The organism is Pseudomonas sp. Irchel s3b2, from assembly GCF_900187445.1.
Taxonomy (GTDB): domain Bacteria; phylum Pseudomonadota; class Gammaproteobacteria; order Pseudomonadales; family Pseudomonadaceae; genus Aquipseudomonas.
Window position 1 is genome coordinate 741,592 of record NZ_FYEB01000001.1, and the last position, 17,055, is coordinate 758,646.

Genomic DNA, 17,055 nt, shown 5'->3' on the forward strand with positions numbered 1-17,055 from the left:
GCCTTCAAGGCGCCCAGCGTTATTGCGCTGCATCAGGCATTGATACGCGCATGGGCCGCCAGGCGATTGATGGCGCGTTCGAGTTCTTCCAGCGCGCCGGAGGCTTTGGGGTCCTGTTGCTTGAGCAGGGTTTCACTACGCTGGCAGGCGGCGCGCAGTTGCGGGACGCCGCAATAACGGGTTGCTCCATGCAGGCGATGGACTCGCTCGATCAGGGCATTCTGGTCGTTGGCTTCACGGGCGACGCGGATGGCCTCGCGGTCGGCCTCCAAGGACGCCAGCAGCATTGCCAGCATGTCCGCCGCCAGATCGGCCTTGCCGGCCGCCAGGCGCAGCCCTTCTTCGTGATCGAGCACCTGCAATTCATGGCTGCTGTTGCTTTCGCTGGAGCGCTCCGGCCCCAGATTACGCAACGCCAGGCCGCTCCATTTCAACACCACCTGCGCCAGTTGCCGTTCGCTGATGGGTTTGGTCAGGTAGTCGTCCATGCCGCTTTGCAGCAACGCGCGTTTTTCGTTGGCCATCGCGTGGGCGGTAAGGGCGACGATCGGCAGTGGCGTGCAATGTCGTTCGCTTTCCCACTGGCGAATGGCTTCGGTGCTCTGGCGACCATCCATGCCGGGCATCTGCACGTCCATCAGCACCAGGTCGAAGGTCTCGTTCTGCACGGCCTTGACCGCGGCGTAACCGCTTTCCACCGCGAGCACCTTGGCGCCCATGTCTTCGAGCAGGGTTTGCACCAGCAGCAAGTTGGCCGGGTTGTCATCGACGCAAAGGACTTTCGGCGCGCGGCTGGAGACCGGCTCGCCGGGATCGCTGCGTTGCTGGCGCGGGTTGACCAGATCCGACAAGGCCCGACGCAGTTTGCGTGTACAGGCCGGTTTGGACTGCAGCTGGCTGTGGGGGTTGGGCACCGAGAGGTGGAACAACGTCAGCTCGGTGGTCGGGCACAGCACCAACACTCGGCAGCCCAGGTGTTCAAGGTCCCAGATATGTTGGTTGAGGCGCTCCGGCGGCATGTCGTTGCTGGTGATGCCGAGCACTGCCAGGCCGATTGCCTGATCGGTCTGATGGGCGCCGGTCACGCCATTGGCCAGGCTTTCCAGGGTATTGAACGGCGTGACGGCCAGGCCGCAGTCTTCCAGTTGATGCTGCAATGCCTGACGGGCCAGCTCATGGTTTTCCAGAACCGCCACCCGATGCCCGAGCAGCGGTGGGCCGGGCAAGTCTTCGGCGTCGTCGCGGGTTTTGGGCAGGCTCAGGCTGATCCAGAATTCCGAGCCTTCGCCCGGTGTGCTGTCGACGCCGATCTCGCCGCCCATCTGTTCGATCAGGCGTTTGGAAATAACCAGCCCCAGGCCGGTGCCACCCGGTTGCCGGGACAGTGAGTTATCGGCTTGGCTGAAAGCCTGGAACAAGGCGCGTACGTCCTGATTCGACAGACCGATGCCGGTGTCCTGAATGCTGATGCGCAGTTGCACGCTGTCTTCATGCTCTTCTTCGAGCATGGCCCGGGCAACGATAGTGCCTTCGCGGGTGAACTTGATCGCATTGCTCACAAGGTTGGTAAGGATCTGCTTGAGTCGCAGCGGATCGCCCACCAACGACAGTGGCGTATCGCGATAAACCAGGCTCACCAGCTCAAGTTCTTTGGCGTGAGCGGCCGGAGCGAGGATGTTCAAGGTGTCTTGCAGCAGGTCGCGCAGGTTGAACGGAATATGGTCGAGCACCAGTTTGCCGGCCTCGATTTTCGAGAAGTCGAGAATCTCGTTGATGATCCCCAGCAAGCTGTCGGCGGATTTTTCGATGGTGCCCAGGTAATCGAGCTGGCGCGGGGTCAATTCGCTTTTTTGCAACAGATGCGTGAAGCCGAGAATGCCGTTGAGCGGTGTGCGGATTTCATGGCTCATGTTGGCCAGGAACTCGGATTTGATCCGGCTCGCTTCCAGAGCTTCCTTGCGCGCCAGGTCCAGCTCGATGTTCTGGATTTCGATGGTTTCCAGGTTCTGACGCACATCTTCGGTGGCCTGGTCGACGCTGTTTTGCAGTTCTTCCTGAGCGTTCTGCAGGGTTCCGGCCATGCGGTTGATGCCGGACGCCAGTTCATCCAGCTCCTGGCTGCCGAGGGGCGGCAGGCGGGTTTCCAGATGACCGTCCTTAAGCTGCGCCACGGCTTGTTTGATCTGGCTCAACGGCCGGTTGATGGTCCGGCCCATGCGCAACGCCAACAGCGCCGCACCGGCCAACCCTCCGCCGATCAGCAGCAGGCTGGCGAACAGGCTGCGGTAACCGCGAAGCAACATGCCGTTGTGGGATAGCTCGAGTTCGACCCAACCCAATAGACGGTCGGCTTCATCGGGGATCGGATCGCCGGCCAGGTTGCGGTGCTTGCCGAACACCGGCAGCAGGTAACGCGTGGCGTCATTGCCACTGCGGCGCAACAGCTGCGAACCGTCGCCCAAAGGGGCCTGATTGAGCATGGTCGGGCCCGCGTGGGCCAGCGGTGTGCGGTCGGCGGCGAGGAAGGTCACCGCGCGTACGTCGGTTTGTTCCAGGAACTGGGTGGCGATGCGTTCCAGCAGCTCGTCGTCTTTGCGACCCATCGCCGGGGCCACCAGCGGCGCCAATTGTTCGGCAATCATTTCGCCGCGCTGCATGAGTTGGGATTGCAGGTCCGATTGCTGCATCCAGGTGAAATAGCCGCCCAGAACCAGCGCCATCAGGGTGGTCGGCAACAGGGTCAGCAACAGCACGCGGCCTTTAATTCCCAGTTTCTTGAGCACGCATCTCTCCTGCATCCAGCTGTTTATTGACCTGCACATGCGTCCGGCACGCGCCACCTGCGCAGTGTAGCGACTTGCAGGCGGGCAATCTTTGTAAAATTGATGTCGTCATTCGTCGGCCAGTTCCGCGCTTTAGTCTTGGGGGACCAACCTTGGGTTGCCCCTGGCGAGGCAATCTTGAATTATCGGCAACTGAGAATTATTTGCAGATACTTATGACTCCCATCTCTGTTGGTCATCCCCGCATCCTGTCCATTGAAGACGATCTGGTGCTCGGTGCTTATGTCCATGAGCATCTGGGACGCTGCGGTTTTCAGGTCACCTGGTGCCAGAACGGCCAGGAAGGGTTGGCCATTGCGCGCCGGCAAGCCTTCGATGTGGTGTTGATGGATATTCTGCTGCCGGGGCTGGATGGCCTGGCGGTGCTGACCCAACTGCGTCAGAGCCATTCCACGCCGGTGGTGCTGATGTCGGCGTTGGGCGCCGAGGCAGATCGCATCAGTGGCTTTCGCCTCGGCGCCGACGATTATCTGCCCAAACCGTTCAGTATGGCCGAGCTGCGGGTGCGCATCGAGGCGATCCTGCGGCGGGTGGCGCTCGACCGGCCGGCACTGGCACCGCTTGCCCCAGCGATGGACAGCCTGCGTTTCGACGATGAACTATGCGAGATATTTTTTGGCGAACATGCGGCCGGCCTGACCCGCAGCGAATATCGGTTGCTGGATACATTGAATCGCAACGGTGATGAAGTACTGAGCAAGGCGTTCCTTTATCAGCAGGTGTTACAGCGCGGTTATGCGCCCCATGACCGCAGCCTCGACATGCACATCAGCCAGATCCGCCGCAAGCTCAAGGCCATCGGTTACACCGAGCGTGAAGTGCGTACGGTCTGGGGCAAGGGGTATGTTTTGAGTGCGGCCGATGAAATGGTCTGACGTGCCGGGCAGGCATTCACTGTTCTGGAAACTGGCTTGCTTGTTGGTGGCGTTCTGTCTGCTGATGATCTGGTTGAGCTGGTGACTGAGTTTTAAGGGTGAATAGGTATGCGTTTTGCGCGCATTTACGCTGTAATAACGGTGGATGGGATAAATAAGAATGCTTTGATAGCTTGTGAAGGTTCAAAGCTTTTAATTGTTTTGAGCACCTATAAACCACACATGGCAAAAAAAACGATGTGGGCATTTAGCGCGAGATAGTTGGGGAACAGTTCCACGGCAGCAAGGCCTCGAGTTTTTCTACCTAAATAGCTTGCGGTAGGCGCTCAAGTACATGGCCTATCATCGTTTGTCAGTCGGTCATGAAAATTTCTATGCAGTGCTCAGTTAGGTGTCTCTCGCAATATGATGTTTGAAAGTTTTAATAGTCTATTGTGCGGTCCTGTAAATATGTGGATTCCATTTTGAGCCTTGTGTGTGATTATTTCAGACTTGCAATAGTGAAAAATACTAAAGATCCTTTTTTTTGGATAATGCACTCCATCTTTTTTTTCTGAATAATCAATGGAGAGTATTGCGCTCCTCAGCATGTCTTGCTTTATGTCGGCATAGATTTTTAGCTCGGAAAATGCTTCGTTGTGATATATCTTTTTTACAGTTATGGTCAAAAAACCTATAGTTCCACCTATAACGCCCCCAACCAAAAATACGTCTGTTAGACCGATTTTTTCCATAAAAACAAAAACTAAAACTATCAACATAAAAGCCAATGCAGTTTTTTCAGCCAATGAAAGAAGCTTCAAAAAATCTGCTGATAGTTGGTCTCTTATCTTGAATCTTTTCAAAACATACTTAATCATGATTTCAATCTATCGGCTGATTTTGAGAGATGGAGTCGCAAGTAGATAATAAGTTTTGTGCGCATCATTACGATACCAACGACAAATTTACGAAAAAACAGCTTTGACGTTTTGTGGGACCTCAAAGCCAGTGTTTTTTAGTGAGGAAAGAATAGGCGAGGTCGAAATTAAAATTATCCAGCCAAAAAATATTACAAGACTCTATCAAGGGAAGCACTTCTAAGTGTGTGGTAGAATTGGCCTGTCTGCTTCTAAACTGTTTTCTACATCGGCTGATTTAAGTTGGAGTTCAAGAGCAGATAGGTATAAGTTTTACGCACATCATTCCGACACCAACGACAAATGGGACAAAAAAAACAGCTTTGACATTTTGTGGGACCTCAAAGCCAGTAGTTTTTTTTAACAAAAATAGAATGAGCGAGGTCGAAATTAAAATTATCATCATCCAGCCAAAAATATTACAAGACTCTATCAAGGGAAACACTCCTAAGTGCGTGGTTAGCGAGTATTAATGACGATGGTATGTCGGACAGATAACAACGGGATAAGCTATGTCTATATCAAAGTAATAAAATCTCAGTCAGTAGCGACCAAGATTTCGATTGAAGTTTGATTAAGCGGCGCCACCGCCACCGCCACCACCGCCAAACGCTCGTCCAACAAGCCCTCCTGCGAACCCAGCATAGAAGCCACCCAACGCCGTTCCAGCGGCTTGTGCGGTGGTAGTCGGAGTGAAGAATCCAGCTATGCCACCAGTCACTATGGCAGTTGCGGCTCCTGAAATCGTAGGAGTCGAGCCTGCACCGGCTTGCGCTCCGATATATCCGATGCCGCCTACAACCGCTCCAACCGCTGCACCAGGAGGTCCAACAGCACCGCTTACAGCTTCAGCTTCAGCTAACGTTAAATCGCGCATTAGTTAATACTCATATTGTTAATGTTTAATACTGAAAATTTTCAAATGTGACACATCTACAAGTAGTGCATGACGAGTTCCTCCTGTAATGCGTTTTTTATTAGAGTTTATTTGGTCGGGTATTTAACTTGAATGCCGCCGCGTAAGGTTTTACCCTTTTGGTCAGGGTAATCAATATTCCTACGCACCCAGAATATATCGTCAATATTTTCGTTTTGAAAAAATTTTTTTAGTTTGTGAATAGCTTCTTTCACCCCACCACAAGGAAAACAAAAATCAATAATCCAGGTTCGCCCACCTTCATTCCACTCAGAGGGATGGAGCAAAAAGCTTTGATCCTTCAGCAAGCGTTGCTCCGTATCGGGTGCTAGGTGTGCCCAAGTGACATAGCCAATAGGTTTGGATGTGCTATCAAACAAGAACAAGATTTGTTTGTGGTCAATTGCTGGTGATATCCAGAAGTCTAATGTTAGAACCCGAAAGGCAGAGTAGGGGCGGCACATAAATATGATCATATTGGCATAGCCGAGCAATACAGCCTTATCCTTGATGGCGATATTATGGCACTCTGTAAATAGATTAAATTCTTTTTTCATTCATATTGTTCCAATCGTTACGGTAAAAACTCAGCGCCGTATTGACGTCTGCTAGGTGTTCACTGAGTTCAATAAGGGTCTCGATCGACAACGAGCGGCTATCAGCCTCTTGCAATGTAAACATGCCGGACGCAGGATCAAACCAGATAGATAGTGTGTCACTCAGCCAGAATGGAACATAACGGCCTTGTTCGTTTCCTAGGTTTAGTCTTGCTGCAAACACAGCCTCGTCTGCCAGCGCTTGATACGCTACCATTTTATCTGGCGATGTACCGATTCTGATACGTTCAATTTTTACTTTAAGATCATGTAGCACACTATGGTTACGATTGAGTCGGGTTGTGTTTATTAACATACAACGATAAAAGTTTTTAAGATTGATGTGTTGGTCGCTAGCAATTTTTGAGGCGAGGTTGAACAGTAGATTATAGCTTGAAAGCAATTGGTTGATCACCGTCGCGTCCGTATTAAGCCATGATAAATCGGCGGTCGCAGCATTAGTCCTGCTTGATAATAATTCGCGGAACAGCCGAGCAGTCCAGCGTTCATAACCGTTCCAGCCTCCCTCTAGGGTAATTGAGTTGACCGTAAAATCATTTAGCGCCAGAAGCTTACGTAGATTGCTGGAAAATTTTGCAAACTCTGTGCTGCCTATCAACACCTGCAGTATCCATAGAGGGAATCCCGCCTGTGCTACCTGATATAGACTCAACTGCTCGTCGTGTATTTTTGCAAAGTGCTTGGTTGTTTCCTCTAGAAGGTGATTAGAGTCTTTGACGGAAATTACAGAGTATTTACTCAAGTAATAACACAAGCTCTGCAAGCTGTGTACTGCAGGAAAGTGTTCGGTGTTGAATCTGTCAATATCTACTTTATCAATTCCAATAAGTTCAGTGAATAATCGGGTGCCACTCAAGTCCAGCCACGCCCCATCGAGTGAGAGATTCGACGCACTCACATTGTAATGAATAATATGTTTCGCCTTGGCTGCAGCGCTCTGCAAATCGTGCAGCAAGTTCAAACAATCCGAGTTTTAAGCGATCAATCGTACTGCTAGTTGTATCTGCAACACCTGCGCCAGGCAGAAAGTCAACCAGCTTCACTATTGCAGCCTTAACTCGCTGAGCATCCTCACTTAGCCTATCGAGCTGTTCTTCTTTGAAGTAGGTAGCCCTAATAAAATGAGCCGGGCGAACGACGGATTGGCGAACCAGCAGCCCGCGGGGAGTTGAAATTCCCCTAGCGTCATACTTACATCCAGTGTCCAAGACGGCGACGGTTCGAATGGCACCGAAGGGAAGTGTGGCGCTTATGATTTCGGACCAGATAGACTCATAAATAGCCGTGTCTAGGGATAAATTGCCATCGCCATGACCTGCATCGACATCTTTGCCAACCAATTGATTGGGTCCCAGCCCTTTGAGTTGCCATACACCATCGAAACCGCAGCGTCCTCCGCCGCCATTACTGAGTATGCCGTCACCACCATAGCGCTCGGCCATAAATGTTTTGACTGAGGATTGGCCGCGTGAGGGTATTGAGTCAGACATCACAACATAGCTGTAAGCGTCAAGAATAGTTTTCGACGATTTGCCATCGGCCAGTGTTTCGTTCAAGTAAACAACGCTGCATCCTTCCAGCTTTTTGGTTTCAAAATTTACAAAACATTCCTGTAAATTAGATAGCTGAGTCCTTTTCGTCATAATTGATCACTTCTATTCTTAGTCTGATGAACGACCAAACCTTTACCTTGTCGACTAAAACCCACCTGTCCCTCATGCGGTATCGCTATCCATCATAAAGCGCCATCACCTATAAAAAACAACCATAGTGGCGATTGTAGGTAATTACATTAGCTCTAAAGACTAGCCAAATGCGACCCTACATCTGTAGGGGTTACCACGGGCACAGCACTGTGCGAAAGTGAAAGGATCAAACCACTGAGAGAGCCTAATTTAAGCCAGGCAGCTGAAATTGAAAGTTCAACATGACTTGTTGAAATGAGATGTTGAGCATATGTGAAGCATGACTGTTTGATTACGGATTCCCAGTTGGTGGTCAATTTCTTATTGGTCCGGCCATCAGCTAATAGGTACGTTACATCACGCTAACCTACTGTAACCCTAAAGTTTCGCTCCGCGCATAGTCGCTCAGAGGGGGTATTACAAAACGAAAGTTCAGGAGCAGGCGCACCATCGAAAATTGCTTTGATGTAAAACTGATGTGGACGATTCGCATGGGGTAAGTGATGAGTTTACCCCGCGTAACTTTGTTCGCCGCTTGCGGCGCCAATGAATATTTCAGCTGGCTTTTTTCGATGCCGGTGGGAAGCATAGTGCTCAGGTAACAACCTGGTCACAGTCTAGGGAAGGAAATATGCGTGACACCAAAGACTCCGCTGTTTCGACTTGAAGCACTAGCCTCACGACAGGGTAACTGGCTCGGTGACATCGTGTTGGTCAGGCCCGTTTCATTCACTGTATTGACGCTAATTTCAGTATTGTTTGCCGTTTTGGTGGTCACCTTTTTCATCTGCGGTAGCTATACCAAACGCAGTACGGTGCCGGGTCAGTTGGTTCCATTCTCGGGGCAGCTGAAAATTTACTCTCCACAATACGGTGTGGTGCTCGAACGTTTTGTAGATGAAGGGCAGTTAGTAAAACAGGGGGGGCAATTGTTTCGCCTTTCCAGTGAGCGTTTTGCGGGGAATTTGGGACCGATACAGGCAGAGGTGAGCGATCAGCTCGCGCAACGACATCGATCCCTGGGTGAGGAGTTGACGAAACAAAAGCAGCTTCAGGCTGAAGAGCGCCAAAGCCTGAAAAGCAAGCTTGAAAGTTTGCGACAAGAGTTGGTTGCATTGGCGAAGCAAGTGGCCAGCCAGGAGAAGCTTGTACAGCTGGCAACCAATGCCGCCGGTCGTTATCAGGGACTGATGGATAAAGGCTATATCTCCATGGATCAGCTTCAGCAACGCCAGGCGGAACTCTTGGGCCAGCGCCAGACCCTTCAGGGCCTGGTTCGTGAAACTACGACGTTGACACAGCAACTGGTCGAGCGCCGACATGAGTTTTCGGGGCTCTCGGCATTGCACGAGAATCAGCTCGCCAGCATCCAGCGGTCATTGTCCAGTGTCCAGCAGGAGCTTATCGAAAGCGAAGCCAAGCGCACGCTGATCATCACGGCTCCCCAAGAAGGCGTAGCAACCGCCATTCTTGTTGAGCCGGGCCAGACTGTTGATAGCTCACGATCATTAATGAGCATCGTGCCTGCCAATTCCCGCCTACAAGCAGAGTTGTACGCACCGAGTAAAGCCATCGGCTTCGTTCGTACAGGCGACCCGGTAATGGTTCGTTACCAGGCTTATCCATACCAGAAATTCGGCCAGCATCGCGGCAACGTGTTGTCTATTTCCAAAGCCACCATGTCTGCCGCTGAGCTTGCGAGCATGACCGGAAGTGTGCCGGGGCTGGGGCTGAGCGGCGAACAGATCTACCGTATTCGCGTTGATATCGAAGCGCAGTCTGTCTTGGCTTACGGCAAACCAAGACCGTTACAAACCGGCATGCTGGTTGAGGCAGACATTCTGCATGAGACTCGCCGCCTTTATGAGTGGGTACTTGAACCGCTCTATAGCTTGACTGGCAAACTCTAGGGACAAATGCATGAACTATCTCGACGCAATCAGCTTGCGCCTGGGCCGGCGGCTGCCCCTGATCCTACAAACCGAAGCGACAGAGTGCGGCTTGGCCTGTCTTGCGATGGTTGCGGGCTACCATGGTCATCACGCAACACTGATGGAACTCCGACGCGAGTTCAGCGTGTCGCTCAAGGGGGTTACGCTCAAACAGCTGATACAGACAGCTGATCAGATGAAGCTCGGCACTAGGGCGGTGAGGCTTGAACTGGAGGACTTGAGCAAGCTCAAACTGCCGTGTGTATTGCATTGGAACTTAAATCATTTCGTCGTGCTCAAGGTCGTAGACGGTCAGCGTCTTACTCTGCATGACCCGGCTCATGGCATCCGCCAGTTGAGCCTGGCCGAGGCTAGCAAGTCGTTCACCGGTGTTGCCCTTGAGGTGTGGCCTTGCAGCGACTTTGAAAAGCAGGAAGCCAAGCCCCAAGTCAAATTGATGAGCATGCTGGGACGGGTAAGCGGTCTTTATCGCGCCTTGGCGCAGATTCTGTTACTGGCTCTGGTCCTGGAAGTATTCTCGCTGGCTAGTCCTTTTTTGCTGCAGTGGATCATCGACAACGTATTAGTCACTCAAGACCGTGACTTGCTGACGATCTTGATCATCGGCTTTGGTCTGTTACTGCTGATGCAGCAACTAGTGAGCGCTATACGGGCCTGGGTGATGATGCACACGAACACCCTGTTGAGCGTGCAATGGCAGGCAAATGTATACAGCCACCTGCTGCGCCTACCGATCCAATACTTTGAAAAGCGCCACCTGGGCGATATCGTCTCGCGCTTCGGTGCTATTGGCGCGATACAGGGGACACTGACAGCCGCCTTCTTTTCTACGATTCTGGATGGGCTGATAACCATCGCGACACTCGTCCTCATGATTATCTACAGTCCGTTGCTGGCAGCCATTGCAGTGACTGCCATGTCCTTGTACACAATGGTTCGCTGGGCTTGGTACCGCCCCTTACGCCGGGCAAGCGAGGAGCAGATCATTCATGCTGCTCGACAGGAAAGCCACTTTCTGGAAACGGTGCGCGGCATGCGCACAATAAAACTGTTCCAACGCCAGAGCGAACGACGCTCCGCCTGGCTTGGATTGCTCGTGGAGCAGATCAATGCAGGGTTACGAACCCAAAAGTTGCAACTGATCTACACCCAGCTCAATGGCTTGATTTTCGGTCTGGAAAATCTGATGGCGCTCGGGCTGGGTGCGTCCATGGTGATGAACAACCAATTCAGCGTCGGCGTACTAATGGCTTTTATCGCCTACAAATCCCAGTTTATAGGTCGCGTGGCCAGTTTGGTCGACCATCTGTTCGAACTGCACATGCTGCGTTTGCAAGGCGAACGCCTCGCCGACATTGTCATGCATCCCCCAGAAGACAACCGCGGCACGTTGAGTTCCGCGACCTGTATCCCGTGCCCGGTCGATATTGATATCAAAGGATTGAAGTACCGCTATTCCGATCAAGAGCCGTTCGTGCTGGATGGCATCGATCTACACATTGGTCAGGGGGAGTCGGTGGCCATCACCGGAGCCTCGGGCAGCGGAAAGAGCACACTGATCAGTCTGCTGCTGGGAATCTTCCAGCCTACCCAAGGCCAGATACAAATTGGCGGTAGCGAACTGCACCACTTGGGTATGGAAACCCTCCGCAGCAAGATCGGCACGGTGATGCAGGATGATTGCCTGTTTGCCGGCTCATTGGCAGACAACATCGCATTCTTCGAACCCAAACCTGACTTGGAGTGGGCTATGGAATGCGCACGTAAGGCATCAATTCACACTGACATAGTGGCCATGCCGATGGGCTACAACACCCTGGTTGGTGACATGGGGACGGTGTTGTCCGGCGGGCAGAAGCAGCGTGTGTTGCTGGCCAGAGCGCTCTACAAGAAACCCTGCATTCTGATTCTTGACGAGGCAACCAGTCATTTGGACGTGAAGTGCGAGCAGCAGGTAAATGATGGAGTACGGACACTTAAGATTACTCGCATCATTGTCGCTCATCGCTCGGAGACGATCGCCTCAGCAGATCGAGTGGTGATACTGGAAGCTGGCCGGATTGTCTTGGACCAGCCCACCACGGCAACGATGTTTCATTCGACAGGCGATGTCGCCCTGTGATGAATATAGCTTTGGCCAACACCGTGCTGGCTTGTCTTTGCGCCTGGTCACCATGGACCGTGGCTTTGGATATGGACATATTCAAGACCGATCGGGATGTCTCCCGCACTGCGATCAAGGACGTTGATAGCTTGACTTGGTCGTGTGAAGTGGGCTTTGTACCTGCACTTTTGACGCTGGAAGAAATGATAGAGCGGGTACTTTGTCACGACCCAAAGTTGCGACAGGCCTGGGCTAATGCCAAGACCCAAGCGGCCTTAGTCGGGGTGAAGCAATCGGCGTATCTCCCAAGGCTCAACGGTAACTCTGGTATCACCAGTGGTCGTAACGACACCGAGTATGAACTGCGTGGGGAATACTCTCGTCACGGTCATCAACGCCAGCTTGAAAATCGCCTGAGTCTTAGCTGGGTATTGTTTGATTTCGGTCGCCGCGAAGCGGCTCTGCGAAATGCGCGACAACTGCTCATTGCAGCAAATGCTAATCAGGACAGGCAGTTGCAGCAGGCCTTCGTGCTGACGGCGCAACTATATTACGACACCCTCGCTGCACAAGGCAGCCAGATTGCCGCAAGCAAGGTCGCCGCATTAGCGGCCGAAAACCTCAACGCCGCAAGCGCCAAGTATGCAGCGGGAGCTGCGGCGCTCTCTGACCGACTGCAGGCGCAAACTGCATACTCGCAGGCGAGCCTGAACGAAGTTCGCAGCACTGGTGTCTTGCGAAATGCCAAAGGCCTTATTGCACTGCGTATGGGATTGCCGCCGCAAACATCTTTAGAGTTGGCGGGGAGCCTAAGTCGGCGTCCGGACACCTTGTTTATCAAAAGCGTTGACGATTTGCTGGAACAAGCCCGGCAGGATCATCCATCGCTTATTGCCGCCAAGGCCAAGCTGGATGCGGCGAAGGCTGCCATTGACGAAAGCCGAGCTGTCGGACGGCCTACCCTATCGTTTATCGCAAACATATCCGATGTGCGGACCAACCAACCAATGGACTACAACGGCGATAGTCGAATGCGTGACAACAGCGTTGGTCTGCAACTGAATATTCCGCTGTTTGAAGGTTTCGAACGTGCCTATCAGGTGCGGGGGGCTCAGGCACAGTTCGAAGCAAGTGAAGCGGAGCTTTCGGATGTTGAACAACGTATCTCGTTGGAGCTGTGGGCCAACTATCAAACGCTGAGCATCGAAACGCGCTCACTGGAAAGAACCGCTGAGTGGGTGGACCAGTCAAATCAGGCCCTGCAAGTTGTGCAAGGGCGCTATAGCTCTGGGGCCGGCAACATGATCGAACTTCTGAACGCATTGAACGCTTATGCAGCAGCGGAACAACAACATATAAACACATTGAACAGCTGGCAGCTGGCGCGACTAAAACTGGCAGCAAGCCTAGGACGCTTGGGTTTCTGGGCGCTATAACCATGTACCTCCGAGCAGGAAGCAAAAGAATGTATTAACAATAAACATATAAATCAATTTCAGGACACTACCGAGAGGCACTAATGGACCACAATACAACAAACAAGGAGGCTACGAATTTCAGCAAAAAGCCCTTCCTGCGAAATACATGTTCTGTACTTTCGTTGTACTGGCAAAGCGAGGAGAAATTTTTTGCGTGGTGTGCGCTTACCGCGTTGGTGGTTCTCTCGCTGCTGGCCGTCGCTACTGCCCTGGCCATCAACGAATGGTACAAACATTTCTACAATGCCATTCAAGATCTCGATGCCCATAAGTTTTACAATTTGGTGGCAGTGTTCCTCGCTATCATCTCGTTTTCGGTGGTGCGGTCAGTGCTGATCACCTACTTGGTGGATATATTTGCACTCAAATGGCGACGCTGGTTGACCAACTACTACCTTTCCGCCTGGATTGTCAAGTCGACTCGGCCCGAGCAAGTTGAACAGTGTATCGATAATCCGGATCAACGTATCGCCGAGGACATCAACAAGTTCACCTTTGAAACCATAGACCTTGCCTGCGGCCTTATCTATACCTTGGCCAGCGTCGTATCCTTCAGTGCAGTGCTGATCAGTATTTCGGGTGACGCGTCGTTCTGGGGAATTACCGTCCCGGCTTATATGTTCTGGGCTGCCATCCTTTACGCCTTGCTGGGTACGTATATTAGCCAGAGAATCGGTTTCAAGCTGGTCTCCCTTAGTAATAACCAGCAGCGATCGGAGGCCGATCTCCGGTACTTTCTTATACGCTTCCGTGAGGGCTCAAAGGTGCGCTCAACCGAGATCGGACGTCATTTCGAGAAAGAAAGCATCAGCGAAAAGCTTGACGTCAGCTTAGCTAATATGCGCCGCACCATTCGAGTAAAAATGCGTCTGTCGTTGTTTACCGAAAGTTACAGCCAACTCTCCCTGGTGTTTAGCAGCCTGTTGGCCGTTCCTCGATTTTTCTCCGGCAACATCATGTTTGGTGATGTGATGCAGATCAATTCGGCATTTGGCAATCTGTGCAATAATTTGAGTTGGTTTGTAAATGCTTACCACCGTCTTGCTGACTGGAAAGCCACGACCGATAGACTGATCTCATTTGATGGTGCGCTGACACTTCTCACTGAAGTCGATGACCCCACCACTGGACCTCAAGCCGCATTTGCGGAGTAGTTCAGGTCTTATCGCTATCTCCAAGATATCAGGAGATAAGGAAGGTCTGAAATACTCACCGAGTTTTGATGCTCTCGCTGTCTGAGATTTTACGGCTGTCGTGGTTGTGAAGCTGCTCTGGTCACCGCTGACAACCCCGCGTATTTTGATATGCGGTGAAAAAAGTTGGGGGTATTCACGCAGATACATTATGCGTGGTTCTTTCATGGGTTATACAATGAGTGATTGTGTGAGATTGAAATGCTTTAGTTTTCGGTGTGCATTTTTGGGTGCACGTTATTACCTATAATTTGTAATGTATTTGATGGAGATCGCGCAGCGCTGTTTTGTATGTTGGTGCTGTGGATCGCTTTTTTCTTTTTTTTATTATCTGTGGGGGGCGTTTTTATGGGTTTAGGGTGGAAAAGTTTGTATTAAGCCAAAAGGCAGAAGGTTTTTTTTTGATGGAGGTAGTTTTTTGATTGTATTAAAGAAAGAAGCGGTGGATGGTAAGCTTCCGAGGGCAAGAGGCCCCCCGGAGGGGCGTCAGGGTAGTTGTGGTTTCGCTATTGTTATTGCAATTTTTGGTTGCTCATGGCGCTTGCTATTAAAGGTTTCATCTATATTTTAATGCGCAGGTATAGTTACGCTTTTCAAGCGAACTATTTTAATTGATAGTGTTCTCAATAAGATTGGTTCTGACTTGATTTGGCTCTGTGGCTCCTTGGTGTATCGATGAGTTCTATTTTGATGCTTGCTCATGGTTGTTGTCTGGCCTCAAGGCACCTAAATGAGTTTGTCCAAAAATTTATTGATAGCGAAGAGCTTAAAGACCTTACTTGATGAAACCAACCTTCTGGTAAAAATAACATCTCTCCGGCTCTTAGTTCGATTTTCAAAAACTTGATGTTTTGCGCATCGGGAAATACACCATAGTCAGGCTTCTCTGGATCAAAATCACAGCCGTCGAGTCCTCCGTTCGGTGAGGTTGACCATGTGCCAAGCGCACCTCTATTGTGAGGGGCTGCAAGTATAAAACTCTTGGATCCCCATACTTGAACAAATAAGTTGTCTACATCATCGCGATGCAACGGCGTTAGAGTATTTTTCGGTCCTATCCAAACTCGTGGAGCTACATATTGTGTGCGCTCAAAATACGGCGGATAACTTATTAAGTGCAGAAGTTTTTTTGGTAGTATATTGTTTCCCATGTATGGCGGTAGATCACCAGGTTGGAGTGGGTCTTCAAGATTGTCTAGTGATTTTATGAAATCTACCATTGAAACGGTATTGAATTCTCGTTTGGTAGAAAATGTTAAGTCTGCATAGTTTCCGTTGCGTGTAATGCCTCTAAGTTCTGAAAAGTTTTCTAGGGTTTTCTGTTTGCTAATATTCGATATTGGCCAATCTTGAATGGCATCGCTAATAATTAGCGGTACGCCATTGCGCATATACTTAGATCTGAAATTTTCAATCGAAAGCTCACTTTGTGTGATTTGTTCTATCTCGTTAATTTGGGTGTCAAGCGAGATAAGTTCGCTGAATCGCTTTCGCGCAGGGTAACGCTCATTGGTTGAGACAGTTTCTTGCTTGTAATGACTATTCGGTTGATCATAAATTAGTTGAGGTAAAAGTGTTGCTAGGCCTAAGTTGCCATCGATTTCAAGATTACCTGATGCGTATAGTTGTTCTATGTTGGCGCTACCATCCAGGATGTTTAGAAGGTTTGCCTCTGAAATTGTGATGGTCACATCAGGCTGCGGGTGCATGCCCAAATAGATATGGGTCTTGGTGTTCGTGTCCATCCATATGTGACTATTTGTAAATATGAACTGAAATATGCCGATTAGGCCGATGGCGTGAGAATTGGAAAACATTGCTGAAAGTGATAGGTTCATGTTCATGTGGATGTTTGGCCTTCGTTATTTTTAATGATGCGGAAGCAAGCGTTCTTTAGTCGTGTATAGTGCTTTTCATTGTTGCTGCAAAAAGTTCTGATCTTGAGTTAACTCCTTTCTTTCGTAAGATTGATGATACGTAGTCGCGCACCGTGAAATCGCTAATGCCAAGTGAAATGGCTATTTGTTTGTTGCTCTTTCCATCCAGGAGCAAATGTAGAACCTCCTGTTCCCTGTTGGTCATGAGTGTTTTAACTCCATATATAATTAAGCTTTGTCTATAAAGTGTTCGCCTGCGAGAAAGTTTCGTAATTGTTGAGGACTTTGTGTGTCTCGGAAAATTCCAGGTCCGTTTTAAAATAATTTGTAGTGGGTTCAAAAGAATACAGAGGGAGCGGATATTTCGATAGTTCATCAAAGGCATCACAGCTTGCAGGAAACGTCCTACCAGACCGTCATAAATTAGGTTAAGTAACAGCGTTTTTAAGTGCGAGATCGCCAAGTCTTACGGATGTTATCCATGTCACCTGTAAGAAGAATCTTGGGTGGCAGCTCATTTTTCCATGATGACCCTTATTCCCATTCGCCATAAGCCCCTCACTTTGCGTGATATGGCCTGCGCACGTTTGACGGTATGATAGGCGCCCCCGCAGTC

12 protein-coding genes are annotated in these 17,055 nt (G+C 50.5%); 5 read left to right on the forward strand and 7 right to left on the reverse strand.

The features are described 5' to 3' along the window. Positions 1 to 32: 32 nt before the first annotated feature. Positions 33 to 2,783, reverse strand: coding sequence for a response regulator (locus CKW20_RS03470; RefSeq protein ID WP_095051668.1), 2,751 nt, complete (start codon positions 2,781 to 2,783; stop codon positions 33 to 35). A 215-nt stretch (positions 2,784 to 2,998) separates the two neighbouring features. On the opposite strand from CKW20_RS03470, the gene CKW20_RS03475 reads away from it, so the two are divergent. Next, complete coding sequence (locus tag CKW20_RS03475) at positions 2,999 to 3,718, forward strand: response regulator transcription factor (RefSeq protein WP_095051669.1); 720 nt, start codon at positions 2,999 to 3,001, stop codon at positions 3,716 to 3,718. Positions 3,719 to 4,101: 383 nt separating this feature from the next. On the opposite strand, the gene CKW20_RS03480 is transcribed toward CKW20_RS03475, so the two are convergent. The 4 genes from CKW20_RS03480 to CKW20_RS28885 all read right to left on the reverse strand — a co-directional run bounded on the left by CKW20_RS03480 (position 4,102) and on the right by CKW20_RS28885 (position 7,793). Beyond that, positions 4,102 to 4,578, reverse strand: coding sequence for a hypothetical protein (locus CKW20_RS03480; protein ID WP_095051670.1), 477 nt, complete (start codon positions 4,576 to 4,578; stop codon positions 4,102 to 4,104). A 1,023-nt stretch (positions 4,579 to 5,601) separates the two neighbouring features. After that, a complete protein-coding gene (locus CKW20_RS03485) occupies positions 5,602 to 6,090 on the reverse strand; it encodes a toxin-activating lysine-acyltransferase (RefSeq protein WP_218227990.1) in 489 nt (162 codons plus the stop codon). Continuing rightward, on the reverse strand, positions 6,074 to 7,006 hold the full coding sequence (locus tag CKW20_RS03490; protein ID WP_141228906.1) for a hypothetical protein: 933 nt from the start codon (positions 7,004 to 7,006) through the stop codon (positions 6,074 to 6,076). Before CKW20_RS03490 ends, CKW20_RS03485 begins: the two co-directional genes overlap by 17 nt. Then, positions 6,981 to 7,793, reverse strand: a complete 813-nt coding sequence (locus tag CKW20_RS28885; protein WP_141228907.1) for a hypothetical protein — start codon at positions 7,791 to 7,793, stop codon at positions 6,981 to 6,983. The genes CKW20_RS03490 and CKW20_RS28885 overlap by 26 nt, the downstream gene beginning before the upstream one ends. Positions 7,794 to 8,488: 695 nt before the next feature. Between CKW20_RS28885 and CKW20_RS03500 the strand changes: the two genes are divergently transcribed. The 4 genes from CKW20_RS03500 (at position 8,489) to CKW20_RS03515 (ending at position 14,523) form a co-directional block, all read left to right on the forward strand. Next, a complete protein-coding gene (locus tag CKW20_RS03500; RefSeq protein WP_095052249.1) occupies positions 8,489 to 9,745 on the forward strand; it encodes an HlyD family secretion protein in 1,257 nt (418 codons plus the stop codon). 10 nt (positions 9,746 to 9,755) lie between these two features. After that, positions 9,756 to 11,909 carry a peptidase domain-containing ABC transporter gene (locus CKW20_RS03505; protein ID WP_095051673.1) on the forward strand — a complete coding sequence of 718 codons (2,154 nt, stop codon included), beginning with the start codon at positions 9,756 to 9,758 and terminating at the stop codon, positions 11,907 to 11,909. Next, positions 11,909 to 13,327, forward strand: coding sequence for a TolC family protein (locus CKW20_RS03510; RefSeq protein ID WP_095051674.1), 1,419 nt, complete (start codon positions 11,909 to 11,911; stop codon positions 13,325 to 13,327). Before CKW20_RS03505 ends, CKW20_RS03510 begins: the two co-directional genes overlap by 1 nt. Before the next feature lie 83 nt (positions 13,328 to 13,410). After that, entirely contained in the window at positions 13,411 to 14,523 is a 1,113-nt protein-coding gene (locus tag CKW20_RS03515) for an ABC transporter ATP-binding protein/permease (RefSeq protein ID WP_095051675.1), read from the forward strand. A 737-nt stretch (positions 14,524 to 15,260) separates the two neighbouring features. Here CKW20_RS03515 and CKW20_RS03520 read toward each other — a convergent pair. Both CKW20_RS03520 and CKW20_RS30105 read right to left on the reverse strand, forming a co-directional pair. Continuing rightward, entirely contained in the window at positions 15,261 to 16,406 is a 1,146-nt protein-coding gene (locus CKW20_RS03520) for a cupin-like domain-containing protein (protein ID WP_095051676.1), read from the reverse strand. Between the two features lie 49 nt (positions 16,407 to 16,455). After that, entirely contained in the window at positions 16,456 to 16,824 is a 369-nt protein-coding gene (locus tag CKW20_RS30105) for a response regulator transcription factor (protein ID WP_371857401.1), read from the reverse strand. Positions 16,825 to 17,055 lie beyond the last annotated feature (231 nt).

Bases quoted from the DNA above. Each gene is read 5' to 3' on its own strand.
- CKW20_RS03475 (WP_095051669.1), top strand. From the start codon at position 2,999: ATGACTCCCATCTCTGTTGGTCATCCCCGCATCCTGTCCATTGAAGAC.
- CKW20_RS30105 (WP_371857401.1), bottom strand. From the start codon at position 16,824: ATGCCTTTGATGAACTATCGAAATATCCGCTCCCTCTGTATTCTTTTG.
- CKW20_RS28885 (WP_141228907.1), bottom strand. From the start codon at position 7,793: ATGACGAAAAGGACTCAGCTATCTAATTTACAGGAATGTTTTGTAAAT.
- CKW20_RS03520 (WP_095051676.1), bottom strand. From the start codon at position 16,406: ATGAACATGAACCTATCACTTTCAGCAATGTTTTCCAATTCTCACGCC.
- CKW20_RS03510 (WP_095051674.1), top strand. From the start codon at position 11,909: ATGAATATAGCTTTGGCCAACACCGTGCTGGCTTGTCTTTGCGCCTGG.
- CKW20_RS03505 (WP_095051673.1), top strand. From the start codon at position 9,756: ATGAACTATCTCGACGCAATCAGCTTGCGCCTGGGCCGGCGGCTGCCC.
- CKW20_RS03485 (WP_218227990.1), bottom strand. From the start codon at position 6,090: ATGAAAAAAGAATTTAATCTATTTACAGAGTGCCATAATATCGCCATC.
- CKW20_RS03515 (WP_095051675.1), top strand. From the start codon at position 13,411: ATGGACCACAATACAACAAACAAGGAGGCTACGAATTTCAGCAAAAAG.
- CKW20_RS03480 (WP_095051670.1), bottom strand. From the start codon at position 4,578: ATGATTAAGTATGTTTTGAAAAGATTCAAGATAAGAGACCAACTATCA.